This window comes from Streptomyces sp. NPDC028298 (assembly GCF_055565895.1).
Genome location: NZ_JBVHTL010000002.1, coordinates 381,714 through 394,262, shown reverse-complemented (window position 1 = coordinate 394,262; position 12,549 = coordinate 381,714). Strand labels below are relative to the sequence as shown.

10 protein-coding genes are annotated in these 12,549 nt (G+C 71.6%); 8 read left to right on the top strand and 2 right to left on the bottom strand.

What is annotated here, in order from left to right:
* Both ACZ4TO_RS10300 and ACZ4TO_RS10295 read left to right on the top strand, forming a co-directional pair.
* Complete coding sequence (locus ACZ4TO_RS10300) at window positions 1-288, top strand: YggT family protein (RefSeq protein ID WP_339128866.1); 288 nt, start codon at window positions 1-3, stop codon at window positions 286-288.
* A gap of 55 nt (window positions 289-343) precedes the next feature.
* Complete coding sequence (locus ACZ4TO_RS10295; protein WP_385047647.1) at window positions 344-1,630, top strand: DivIVA domain-containing protein; 1,287 nt, start codon at window positions 344-346, stop codon at window positions 1,628-1,630.
* A 292-nt stretch (window positions 1,631-1,922) separates the two neighbouring features.
* Here the strand turns inward: ACZ4TO_RS10295 and ileS are convergent, their stop codons facing one another.
* On the bottom strand, window positions 1,923-5,066 hold the full coding sequence (gene ileS, locus ACZ4TO_RS10290; protein ID WP_468023949.1) for an isoleucine--tRNA ligase: 3,144 nt from the start codon (window positions 5,064-5,066) through the stop codon (window positions 1,923-1,925).
* 582 nt (window positions 5,067-5,648) lie between these two features.
* Here ileS and ACZ4TO_RS10285 point away from each other — a divergent pair.
* From ACZ4TO_RS10285 to ACZ4TO_RS10265, 5 genes are all read left to right on the top strand, one after another.
* Complete coding sequence (locus ACZ4TO_RS10285; RefSeq protein WP_382796335.1) at window positions 5,649-6,551, top strand: TraR/DksA family transcriptional regulator; 903 nt, start codon at window positions 5,649-5,651, stop codon at window positions 6,549-6,551.
* A 125-nt stretch (window positions 6,552-6,676) separates the two neighbouring features.
* A complete protein-coding gene (gene lspA / locus ACZ4TO_RS10280) occupies window positions 6,677-7,300 on the top strand; it encodes a signal peptidase II (protein ID WP_382796333.1) in 624 nt (207 codons plus the stop codon).
* A 124-nt stretch (window positions 7,301-7,424) separates the two neighbouring features.
* Window positions 7,425-8,369: an RluA family pseudouridine synthase gene (locus ACZ4TO_RS10275; protein ID WP_382796331.1), complete on the top strand. Its 945-nt coding sequence runs from the start codon at window positions 7,425-7,427 to the stop codon at window positions 8,367-8,369.
* Between the two features lie 38 nt (window positions 8,370-8,407).
* Window positions 8,408-8,878 (top strand): GNAT family N-acetyltransferase, encoded by a 471-nt coding sequence (locus ACZ4TO_RS10270; RefSeq protein ID WP_382796348.1) that lies wholly within the window; start codon window positions 8,408-8,410, stop codon window positions 8,876-8,878.
* Between the two features lie 76 nt (window positions 8,879-8,954).
* Complete coding sequence (locus tag ACZ4TO_RS10265) at window positions 8,955-10,541, top strand: Na+/H+ antiporter (RefSeq protein ID WP_382796330.1); 1,587 nt, start codon at window positions 8,955-8,957, stop codon at window positions 10,539-10,541.
* Window positions 10,542-10,601: 60 nt separating this feature from the next.
* Here the strand turns inward: ACZ4TO_RS10265 and ACZ4TO_RS10260 are convergent, their stop codons facing one another.
* The gene (locus ACZ4TO_RS10260) at window positions 10,602-11,744 is read right to left on the bottom strand and encodes a mechanosensitive ion channel family protein (protein ID WP_385047639.1); all 1,143 of its coding nucleotides are present in this window, start codon (window positions 11,742-11,744) and stop codon (window positions 10,602-10,604) included.
* 231 nt (window positions 11,745-11,975) lie between these two features.
* Here ACZ4TO_RS10260 and ACZ4TO_RS10255 point away from each other — a divergent pair, with 231 nt between their 5' ends.
* On the top strand, window positions 11,976-12,545 hold the full coding sequence (locus ACZ4TO_RS10255; protein WP_382796327.1) for a dienelactone hydrolase family protein: 570 nt from the start codon (window positions 11,976-11,978) through the stop codon (window positions 12,543-12,545).
* Window positions 12,546-12,549 lie beyond the last annotated feature (4 nt).

Below are 12,549 nucleotides of genomic sequence, written 5' to 3'. Positions count from 1 at the left end.
ATGAGCGTGGTCGGGCAGGTCTTCTACATCGCGCTGATGTGCTTCCTCATCGTGCTGATTTTCCGGTTGGTCATGGACTACGTCTTCCAGTTCGCCCGCTCATGGCAACCCGGCAAGGCGATGGTGGTCGTTCTGGAGGCCACCTACACTGTCACCGATCCACCGCTCAAGCTTCTGCGGCGGTTCATTCCGCCGCTGCGTCTCGGGGGCGTGGCGCTTGACCTGTCCTTCTTCGTGCTGATGATCATCGTCTTCATCTTGATCAGACTTACGCAGAACTTGATGTGAGCGATGTGAACGATACGGTCTTGCCGAATGCCGACGACTACGTTGAGGTGAAGAGATGCCGTTGACCCCCGAGGACGTGCGGAACAAGCAGTTCACGACCGTCCGCCTCCGAGAAGGCTATGACGAGGACGAGGTCGATGCCTTCCTCGACGAGGTCGAAGCCGAACTGACTCGCCTGCTCCGCGAGAACGAGGACCTGCGCGCCAAGCTGGCCGCCGCCACGCGCGCGGCCGCGCAGAACCAGCAGCAGCAGGGTATGCGCAAACCGCCGGAGCAGCAGGACCAGCAGGGCCCGCCGCAGGGTATGCGTGGGCCCGGCGCTCCTGTGCCCGCCGGGATATCGGGTCCGCCGCAGGGAATGGGCGGCCCCATGGGCGGTCCGCCTCAGCTCCCGAGCGGTGCTCCCGCGCTGCCCGCCGGCCCCAGCGGCCAGGGCGGCCCGCAGGGCCAGGGCCCCATGGGCCAGGGTCCGATGGGCCAGGGCCCCATGGGTCAGGGTCCGATGGGCCAGGGCCCGATGGGCCAGGGTCCCGGTCAGATGCAGCAGATGGGCGGCCCCATGGGCCAGGGCCCCATGGGTCAGGGTCCGATGGGCCAGGGCCCCATGGGTCAGGGTCCCGGTCAGATGCAGCAGATGGGTGGCCCCATGGGCGGTCCCATGGGTGGCCCGATGGGCGGTCCCATGGGCGGTCCGATGGGTGGCCCCATGGGCGGCCCCGGTCAGCAGATGCAGCAGCAGGGCCCCGGTGGCGACAGCGCCGCGCGTGTCCTCTCGCTCGCTCAGCAGACCGCCGACCAGGCGATCGCCGAGGCGCGCTCCGAGGCCAACAAGATCGTCGGTGAGGCCCGCAGCCGCGCCGAGGGTCTGGAGCGGGACGCCCGTGCCAAGGCCGACGCCCTGGAGCGGGACGCGCAGGAGAAGCACCGCGTCGCGATGGGCTCCCTGGAGTCCGCCCGCGCCACGCTGGAGCGCAAGGTCGAGGACCTGCGCGGCTTCGAGCGCGAGTACCGCACGCGTCTGAAGTCCTACCTGGAGTCGCAGCTCCGCCAGCTCGAGACGCAGGCGGACGACTCGCTCGCCCCGCCGCGCACGCCGGCCGCCGCGTCCCTGCCGGCCTCCTCCGCGCCGTCGATGGCTCCCGCGGGTGCCGGTGCGCCGTCCTACGGCGGCAACCAGGGCATGGGTGGACCGTCGCAGGGCGGACCGTCCTACGGCGGGCAGCAGCAGATGTCGCCCGCGATGACCCAGCCGATGGCTCCGGTGCGGCCCCAGGGCCCGTCGCCGATGCAGCAGGCGCCCTCGCCGATGCGCGGGTTCCTCATCGACGAGGACGACAACTGACGGCGGCTCGCACGCCATAGGCGTCGGCAGCATTCAGGGCGGGGCCCCCGGAGAGATCCGGGGGCCCCGCCCTTTTGCGTACCCGCGAACGGGCTGTACGGGGCCCAGGAGCCACCGGCGGGGCCGAGTGGACCTTCTCGTGCCCCGCGGTCCCCGAGCGCCCCGTACGAACCCCCGGTGACGCCACCAGCGGAATCCTCCCCCTCGGCCCCAGGGACGGGAACGGCGAGGGCCCGGGGCCGCCAGGAGATCCTGGCGGCCCCGGGCCCTCGGTGCGGGTGGGAGATCCGCGTCACGCCTTGCGGAGACGGAACACCAGGGACAGCCCCTCGTCGGTGAACGCCTCGCCGTACGCGCCGTCGGCCTCGCCCTGGGCGAAGTCCGTGGCGAGGACCTCGTCGGCGATGAGACCGGCGTGCTCGCCGAGCGCCGCGACGACCGCCGGGTCCGTGGAGGTCCAGCGCAGCGCGATGCGGTCGGCCACGTCGAGGCCGCTGTTCTTGCGGGCCTCCTGGATCAGCCGGATCGCGTCACGGGCGAGGCCCGCCTGCCGCAGCTCCTCGGTGATCTCCAGGTCGAGCGCGACGGTCGCGCCGGAGTCCGAGGCGACCGACCAGCCCTCGCGCGGGGTCTCCGTGATGATGACCTCGTCCGGGGCCAGCGTCACGGTCTCGCCGCCGACCTCGACCGACGCGGTGCCCTCGCGGAGGGCGAGGGACAGGGCCGCGGCGTCGGCCTGGGAGATGGCCTTCGCCACATCCTGGACGCCCTTGCCGAACCGCTTGCCCAGGGCGCGGAAGTTCGCCTTCGCGGTGGTGTCGACCAGTGAGCCGCCGACCTCGGAGAGCGACGCGAGGGAACTCACATTCAGTTCCTCGGTGATCTGCGCGTGCAGCTCGGGGTCGAGCGTCGAGAAGCCGGTGGCGGCGATCAGCGCGCGGGACAGCGGCTGCCGGGTCTTGACGCCCGACTCCGCGCGCGTGGCCCGGCCGAGCTCCACGAGACGGCGCACCAGGAGCATCTGGCGCGAGAGCTCCGGGTCGATGACGGACAGGTCCGCCTCGGGCCACGTCGACAGGTGCACCGACTCGGGGGCGTCCGGGGTGACCGGGGCGATCAGGTCCTGCCAGACCCGCTCGGTGATGAACGGGGTCAGCGGGGCCATCAGCCGCGTGACGGTCTCCACGACCTCGTGCAGCGTGCGCAGCGCGGCCTTGTCGCCCTGCCAGAAGCGGCGGCGGGAGCGGCGCACGTACCAGTTGGAGAGGTCGTCGACGAAGGCCGACAGGAGCTTCCCGGCCCGCTGGGTGTCGTACGCCTCCAGAGCCTGCGTCACCTGGTCGGTGAGCGCGTGGAGTTCGGACAGCAGCCAGCGGTCCAGGACCGGACGGTCCGCCGGCGCCGGGTCGGCCGCGCTGGGCGCCCAGTCGCTGGTGCGGGCGTACAGCGCCTGGAAGGCGACGGTGTTCCAGTACGTGAGGAGCGTCTTGCGGACGACCTCCTGGATCGTGCCGTGACCCACGCGCCGCGCCGCCCACGGGGAACCGCCGGCCGCCATGAACCAGCGCACCGCGTCGGCGCCGTGCTGGTCCATCAGCGGGATCGGCTGAAGGATGTTGCCCAGGTGCTTGGACATCTTGCGGCCGTCCTCGGCGAGGATGTGGCCGAGGCACACGACGTTCTCGTACGAGGACTTGTCGAACACCAGGGTGCCGACGGCCATCAGCGTGTAGAACCAGCCGCGCGTCTGGTCGATGGCCTCGGAGATGAACTGCGCCGGGTAGCGGCTCTCGAAGATCTCCTTGTTCTTGTATGGGTAGCCCCACTGCGCGAACGGCATCGAGCCCGAGTCGTACCAGGCGTCGATGACCTCGGGCACGCGGGTCGCGGTCAGACCGCAGCCTCCCTGCGGGCACGGGAAGGTCACCGCGTCGATGTACGGGCGGTGCGGGTCGAGGTCCGACTGGTCGGTGCCGGTCAGCTCGGACAGTTCCGCGCGCGAGCCGACACAGGTGAGGTGGCCCTCCTCGCAGGTCCACAGCGGCAGCGGGGTGCCCCAGTAACGGCTGCGCGAGAGCGCCCAGTCGATGTTGTTGTTCAGCCAGTCGCCGAAGCGGCCGTGCTTGACGGACTCCGGGAACCAGTTGGTCCCCTCGTTCTCCTCCAGGAGACGGTCCTTGACGGCCGTGGTGCGGATGTACCAGGACGGCTGCGCGTAGTACAGGAGCGCCGTGTGGCAGCGCCAGCAGTGCGGGTAACTGTGCTCGTACGGGACGTGCTTGAAGAGCAGGCCGCGGTTCTGGAGGTCCTCGGTGAGCTTTTCGTCCGCCTTCTTGAAGAAGACGCCGCCCACGAGCGGGACGCTCTCCTCGAAGGTGCCGTTCGGGCGGATCGGGTTCACGACCGGAAGGCCGTACGAGCGGCAGACCTTGAGGTCGTCCTCGCCGAAGGCGGGGGACTGGTGGACCAGACCCGTACCGTCCTCGGTCGTCACGTACTCGGCGTTCACCACGAAGTGGGCGGGCTCGGGGAACTCGATGAGCTCGAACGGACGTTGATACGTCCAGCGCTCCATCTCGGCACCCGTGAAGGACTCGCCCGTGGCCTCCCAGCCCTCGCCGAGCGCCTTCTCGACGAGCGGCTGCGCGACGACGAGCTGCTCCTCGCCGTTCGTCACGACGACATAGGTGACACCCGGGTGGGCGGCGACCGCGGTGTTGGACACCAGCGTCCACGGCGTGGTCGTCCACACCAGGAGCGAGGCGCGGCCGGCCAGCGGACCGGAGGTGAGCGGGAAACGGACGTACACGGAGGGGTCGACGATCGTCTCGTAGCCCTGGGCCAGCTCGTGATCCGACAGACCCGTCTCGTCGCGAGGGCACCAGGGCGCCACGCGGTAGTCCTGGACCAGCAGGCCCTTGTCGAAGATCTGCTTGAGCGACCACCACACGGACTCGATGTACTCGGGGTCCATCGTGCGGTAGGCGTCGTCGAGGTCGACCCAGTAGCCCATGCGGTTCGTCAGCTCGGTGAACGCGTCCGTGTGGCGGGTCACGGACTCGCGGCACCGGTCGTTGAACTCGGCGATGCCGAACGCCTCGATGTCCTGCTTGCCGGTGAAGCCGAGTTCCTTCTCGACCGCCAGCTCGACCGGCAGGCCGTGGCAGTCCCAGCCGGCCTTGCGGGCCACGTGGTAGCCGCGCATGGTCCGGAAGCGCGGGAAGACGTCCTTGAAGACGCGCGCTTCGATGTGGTGGGCGCCCGGCATGCCGTTGGCGGTGGGCGGGCCCTCGTAGAACACCCACTCCGGCCGGCCCTCGGACTGCTCGAGGCTCTTGGCGAAGATCTTCTGCTCACGCCAGAAATCGAGCACGGCGTGCTCGAGTGCGGGCAGGTCGACCTGGGCGGGCACCTGGCGGTACGTCGGCGCTGTCATCGGCGAGCTTCCTCCAACGGACTTTCTGCCTTCCGTCGGAGGGACGAGAGCCGTCTTGCTACGGACGCCGTGTGCGGCGCGCTCCCGCGGTACCACCCTCCTTGGCCCTCCGACGCGCCGTTCGTGTCGGTGAGCCCCCTCATTGGGGTCGCGATGCCGGGTCTACTGGCCCCACAGGGGTGTTCTGCCGGCGGCTCCGGGGTGATCTTCACGTCGCGCTGGCCCCCGGGCTTCCACCGTCCCCGGGTCGCTCCTGGCCGCGTACGCCGCTACTCGTCCCCATCCACGCTTCTCGCTGCGCCCAGTGTACGGCGCCCCCGGGCCGCCGGCCGACCGGTTTTCCCGGTCACGGCCGTGGCCTGCGCGGTGACCCGAATGGCGAGGTGCGCGGGTCCGGATCCCGGGACGCCGGTCCCGGCGGATTACCCGGCGGGGAGCTGGGCACAACGGAGGCAGACTCGCCGCGCGGGGCTCGCGTGGCGGGCGAATCGTGGCCGGGTCCCGTTGCCGCGGGCCGGAAGTCGATTTATCGTCCCAGCACGATTCGCGAGCAAGATCACAATATGTGAAGGGGCCGCGGCCATGGTGGCGAAGAAGACCGCCGTACAGCAGTCGGCGTCGGGCAGATCCACGAGTGCGGCGGCCAGGGAGACGGACGGGAAGAAGGACGCGCACACGGCCGGGACGAAGACGGCCGGGACGAAGGCCGCCGGGACCAAGGCGGCCGGGGCGAAGACGCCGGGGACGAAGACGTCCGCGGCGAAGGCGGCCTCCTCCGGGACCGCGTCCGCGAAGGCCGCGGGCAGGAAGACGGCCGGCGGGAAGACCACCGCGAAGAAGGCGGCGACCGCCGCGGGGAAGCCCGCGTCCGGGAGGTCCGCCGCCTCCGCGGCGCGCAAGAGCACGGGCACGGCGAGGAAGAGCACCGGTACGGCCAGGAAGACGGCCGCTTCCGCGGCCCAGGGCGCGGCAGCGGCCGCGAAGACGACGGGAGCCACGACGGTGGTTGCGAAGAAGACCCGTGGCGCGGCCACGGCCGCCAAGAAGGCCACCGCCGTACCGAAGGCGAGGATCGCCGCGGTCGAGCCCGGCGAGCTCGCGGTGCGGCCGGGCGAGGACCCCTGGACCCCGGACGAGGTCGCGGCGGCCCGCGCGGAGCTCCAGTCGGAGGCGCTGCGGCTGCGTGCCGAGATCTCGTCGTCCGAGGAGGCTCTCGCGGGCCTGATGCGGGACTCCGGCGACGGCGCGGGTGACGACCAGGCGGACACGGGTACGAAAAACATCACACGCGAGCACGAGATGGCGCTCAACTCGAACGCGCGGGAAACGCTGGAGCAGACCGAGCACGCCCTGGACCGCCTCGACGCGGGCACCTACGGGCTCTGCGAGAACTGCGGCAATCCCATCGGCAAGGCCCGTATGCAGGCCTTCCCGCGCGCCACGCTGTGCGTCGAGTGCAAGCAGAAGCAGGAGCGCAGGCACTGATCCCCCGGGTGCCGCGGGGGAGCGGCACCGCCTCGCGGCCCCGAGCGCTCCTGAGCACGTGGGCCCGCGAGCGTGTGCCGTACCCTCGTCCTCAGTCAGGAACCTAGGTCGAGGGACTCACTCACGTGGCAGAGGCGGAGCGCATCATCGGTACGCCGGAGATTCCAGGGACGGCGGGGGCCGAACCGGATCACACCGGCGGGAACGCGGCGTCCGGAGACCGGTCCGGCGCCGACGCCCCGGCCCCGGCCGAGCGGCCCCGGGGCAAGCGCAGGATCGCCGTGCTCTTCACGGTGGCCGTGCTGGCGTACGCCCTCGATCTCGTCAGCAAGATGATCGTGGTGGCGAAGCTGGAGCACCACGACTCGATCGACATCCTCGGGGACTGGCTGCGGTTCGAGGCGATCCGCAACGCGGGCGCCGCCTTCGGCTTCGGCCAGGCGTTCACGATCATCTTCACGGTGATCGCGGCGGCCGTGATCGTCGTCATCGCCCGGCTCGCCCGCAAGCTCTACAGCGTGCCGTGGGCCATCGCGCTCGGCCTGCTGCTGGGCGGCGCGCTCGGCAACCTGACCGACCGCGTCTTCCGCTCGCCCGGCGTCTTCGAGGGCGCGGTCGTGGACTTCATCGCACCCAAGCACTTCGCCGTCTTCAACCTCGCCGACTCCGCGATCGTCTGCGGCGGCATCCTGATCGTGCTGCTGTCCTTCCGGGGCCTGGACCCGGACGGCACCGTCCACAAGGACTGACCAGCTCCCCGCCGCCGTACGGGGCCGTCCCGCGGCCCGTACGACGCCGCGGGGAGGCTCCCGCCGGGCACTGGCGTTCGGACGGTGGTCAGGCGGTGTCCGAGCCGTCCGGCATACTCGACGGGTGAGCACCATTCCCGAGATCCGCACCCTGCCCGTGCCCGACGGCCTGGAGGGCGAGCGCGTCGACGCCGCCATCTCCCGCATGCTGGGCTTCTCCCGTACCAAGGCCGCGGAGCTCGCCGCGGCGGGGAAGGTCACGGTCGACGGCTCGGTGGTCGGCAAATCCGAGCGGGTGCACGGCGGCGCCTGGCTCGAGGTCGAGATGCCCGGAGCCCCCGCGCCCGTGCAGATCGTCGCCGAACCCGTCGAGGGCATGGAGATCATCCATGACGACGACGACGTGCTCGTGATCGTCAAGCCCGTCGGCGTGGCCGCGCACCCCAGCCCCGGCTGGTCGGGCCCGACCGTCATCGGCGGTCTCGCGGCCGCCGGCTACCGCATCTCCACCTCCGGCGCGGCCGAGCGCCAGGGCATCGTCCACCGCCTCGACGTGGGCACCTCGGGCCTGATGACGGTCGCCAAGTCGGAGTACGCGTACACCTCGCTCAAGCGCCAGTTCAAGGAGCGCACGGTCGACAAGCGCTACCACGCGCTCGTGCAGGGCCACCCGGACCCGACCAGCGGCACCATCGACGCGCCCATCGGACGCCACCCGAACCACGACTACAAGTGGGCGGTCACGGCCGAGGGCAAGCCCTCCGTCACGCACTACGACCTGATCGAGGCGTTCCGCGCCGCCTCCCTGCTCGACATCAAGCTGGAGACCGGGCGCACCCACCAGATCCGCGTCCACATGTCCGCCCACCGCCACCCCTGCGTCGGCGACCTCACCTACGGCGCGGACCCCACGCTCGCCAAGCGCCTCGGCCTCACCCGCCAGTGGCTGCACGCGGTGCGGCTCGGCTTCGAGCACCCCGCGGACGGCCGCTGGGTGGAGTTCGAGACCGGCTACCCCGAGGACCTCCAGCGCGCCCTGGACAAGGTCCGTGAGGAGAGCAACGCGTGAGCGGCGGTCCGGACGCGGCGACGGGCCTCTCCCGGGCCGTGCGCGGCGTCGCCTACGAGGTGCGGGTCGCCGAGGACGCCACCGACCGTGAGGCCTGCTTCGCGGTGCGCAAGGACGTCTTCGTCGGCGAGCAGGGCGTCCCCCAGGACATCGAGTACGACGCGTACGACCCCGGCGCCCTGCACGTGCTGGCGATCCGCGAGGACGGCGTGCCCCTGGGCACCGGGCGACTGCTGGAGGGCGAGGCCGCCGCGGCGAAGGTCGGCGGGGATCCTGCCGTCGGCTCGCTCGGGCGGCTCGCCGTGACGCGCGAGGCACGCGGGCTCGGCGTCGGCGCCGCGCTCGTCGGGGCCATCGAGGCCGCCGCACGCGCGCGGGGCCTGACCGCAGTGGACCTGCACGCGCAGACCCACGCGCTGGGGTTCTACGAACGGCTCGGATACGTGGCGTACGGTCCGGAGTTCGAGGACGCGGACATGCCGCACCGCGCGATGCGCAAGGCCCTGTGAGCGAGGTATCGCCCTAGCGGCGTGGCACGCTTGAGGTCTGGACCGCCCTTGATCGTCTAGACCCGGAGCGCTGACCGTGGATCAGTTGGCCCTGCTGTTCGTGCTGCTGCTCGGGGCCGTGGTCAGCGTCCCGGTCGGAGAGCGGTTCGGGCTTCCCGCGCCGGTCCTGATGACCCTGCTCGGCATGGTGCTGGCCGTGCTGGAGTTCGTCCCGAACGTGGACATCCCGCCGGAGCTGATCCTGCCGGCGCTGCTGCCGCCGCTGCTGTACGCCGCGGTGCGCCGCACCTCGTGGAGACAGTTCGCCGCGAACCGGCGCCCGATCTTCCTGCTCGCGGTGGCCCTGGTGTTCGTCACCACCCTGGCGGTCGCCGCCGTCGCGAGCGCGATCGTGCCCGGCCTGCCGCTCGCCGCCGCCTTCGCGCTGGGCGCCCTCGTGGCGCCCCCCGACCCGGTCGCGGCGACCGCCGTCGCGGGACAGCTCGGGCTGCCGCGCCGCCTGGTGTCGATCCTGGAGGGCGAGGGCCTCTTCAACGACGTCACGGCCATCGTGCTCTACCACGTGGCCATCGCCGCCGCGGTCAGCGGAACCTTCTCGCCCTGGCGGGCCGGACTCGACCTCGTGCTCTCCGCCGTCGTCGCCCTCGTCGTCGGGGTGGCCCTCGGCTGGGCCGCGAACAAGCTGATGACGCTGGTCGGCGACGCCACCCTGCAGATCGGGCTGACCCTGCTCGTGCCGTACGTCGCGTACGTCACGGCCGAGGAACTGCACGGATCCGGGGTGCTCGCCGTGCTCACCACGGCCCTGTTCCTCGCGGAGTACGCCACCGACGCCGACGACGTCCTGACCCGGCTCGCCGGGTCGACCGTCTGGGACGTGGTGGACACGCTCGTCACCGGCGTCGCCTTCGGGCTCATCGGCCTCGAACTGCACAACGCGATCCGTACGGCGTCGGGCCGCTGGGGCGAGATGCTCGGCTGGGCCGCCACCATCGTGGTCGTGGTCGTGCTCGTACGCCTGGCCTGGCTGCTGCCCGCGACCTGGCTGACCAAGCGGCTGCACGCCAAGCGGGACTACGACGAGGAGATCCCGACCTCGTGGCGGGAGACCGTGGTCATGTGGTGGGCCGGGATGCGCGGGGTCGCCTCCGTGGCCCTGGCGCTCGCGATCCCGCTGGAGATGGACGACGGTTCGCCGTTCCCGGACCGCGACGAGATCGTGTTCATCGCCTTCGGGGTGATCATGGCGACCCTCGTGATCCAGGGGCTCACCCTGCCCTGGCTCGTCAGAAGGCTCGGGGTGCGGGCCGACGAGGACGTCGAGAAGGCCTTCGAGAAGGAGCTCGCGGTACGGGCCGCCAAGGCCGCGAAGCGGAGGCTGCGGGAGATCGAGGAGGTGGAGGAGCTGCCGGAGGAGGTCTCCGAGCAACTGCTGCGCCGGGCCTTCGAGATCGGTGTGCGGATCAGCCCCGACATGGGGGACGAGGAACGCCGCGAGGCGCATGTGCAGCGGGTCCGGCGGATGAAGCGGATGCGGCGGATCCAGGGCGAGATGATGAGCGCGGCCCGGCACGAGGTGCTGTCCGCGCGGAGCGAGCCCGGGGCCGACCCGGAGATCGTGGACCGCGTCCTGAGACACCTGGACGTCCGAAGCCTCCGCTGACGCCCGCCGGGGCGTCCACCGGTGCCGGACGCGTTCGCCGGCACCGGTGGAGCACCCGGGTCAGCCGCGGCCCGGGCCCGTGCGGGGCGGTTCGTGGGCGTGGCGGGCGTGGTGGGGGCGGGACGCCGCCGCCTCCGGCTCCGTGCGGCCCGTACGGGGGCCCTGGCCGGGGAGCAGCGCCGCCTCGGCGGTGTTGACGCGGGGGAGCGCGTAGGGGTGCTGTTCGGTCAGCCAGCGGATCAACTGCTCGCGGACCGTGACCCGTACCGTCCAGATGTCGTCCGCGTCCTTCGCGGTGACCAGCGCGCGCACCTGCATGGTGTTGGGCGTCGAGTCGGTGACGGCCAGGCCGTAGTCGCGGCCGTCCCAGGCCGGGCACTCGCGCAGGATGTCGCGCAGCTTCCCGCGCATCGCCTCCACCGGCGCGGAGTGGTCGAGGTGCAGGAAGACGATGCCGGTCATCTGGGGGGTGCCGCGCGACCAGTTCTCGAACGGCTTCGAGGTGAAGTACGACACCGGCATGGTGATCCGGCGCTCGTCCCACGTCCGTACCGTCAGGAACGTCAGGGTGATCTCCTCGACCGTGCCCCACTCGCCGTCGACCACCACGGTGTCGCCGAGCCGCACCATGTCGCCGAAGGCGATCTGGAGTCCGGCGAAGAGGTTCGCGAGGGTGGATTGGGCGGCGACACCGGCGACGATGCCGAGGATCCCGGCCGAGGCCAGCAGCGAGGCGCCGGCCGCGCGCATCGCGGGGAAGGTGAGCAGCATCGCGGCGGCGGCGACGACACCGACGACCGCGGTGACCACCCGCTGGATCAGCGTGACCTGGGTGCGGACCCGGCGGATCCGCGCCGGATCGCGGTGCGCGTTCGCGTAGCGGCTGTACGAGGTCTCGACGACCGCCGTGGCGATGCTCACCACCAGCCAGGCGGCCGCGCCGATCAGGATCAGGGTCAGGGTCCGGCCGATGCCGATCCGGTGCTCGACCAGGAGCCTCACCTGGGCGTAGGAGCCTCTGAGCAGGGCGGCGAACAGGACGAGCTGGAAGGGGACTCGGCCGCGGCGGAGCAGACCCCACAGGGAGGCCTCGCTGTGCCGGTCGTCAGCCCGCCGCAGCAGACGGTCGACGGACCATCCGATGAGCAGCGTGAGGACGACCGAGCCACCGACGACGATCACCGGGCGCAGTACGTTCTCCATGCCTGAGAAGCTAACCGGCCACCGGCGTCATGAACATGTGTTCTCCGGGCGGAACGGGGTATCCCAGGGGATCGCTCCGGGGCACCCCGGCGACCCCGCCCGGGCCGGCCGGGCGACAGGGACGGGGCATCCGGGCGACCGGCCCGGGTCCACCCCACCGGACGCTCCGGCGCCCACCCCGCCGGACGGCCCGGAGCGGCGCTGTCGGTGCCGGCTGGCACCATGGAGTCCATGAACATCATGCTCTTTCACTCGACCTACGGTCTGCGGCCGGCGGTGCGCGCGGCGGCGGACCGGCTGCGCGCCGCGGGCCACGAGGTGTGGACCCCCGACCTCTTCGAGGGGCACACGTTCGAGACCGTCGAGGAGGGCATGGCCTTCAGCGACGGGATCGGCAAGGACGAGCTGCTCAAGCGGGCGGTCCTGGCCGCCGCGCCCTACTCCGACCGCGGCCTCGTCTACGCCGGCTTCTCCCTCGGCGCCTCGGTCGGGCAGACCCTGGCCCTCGGCGACGAGAAGGCCCGCGGACTCCTCCTGCTGCACGGCACGTCGGACATCGCCGAGAGCGCTTCGGTGGACGAGCTCCCGGTCCAGCTCCATGTCGCCGAGCCCGACCAGTTCGAGACGGACGACTGGCTGAGCGCCTGGTATCTCCAGATGCAGAGAACCGGAGCCGACGTGGAGATCTACCGCTACGCGGGCGCGGGCCACCTCTACACCGACCCGGACCTGCCGGACTACGACGCCGAGGCGGCCGAGGCCACCTGGAAGGTGGCGCTCGGCTTCCTCGATTCGCTGTAGCCCC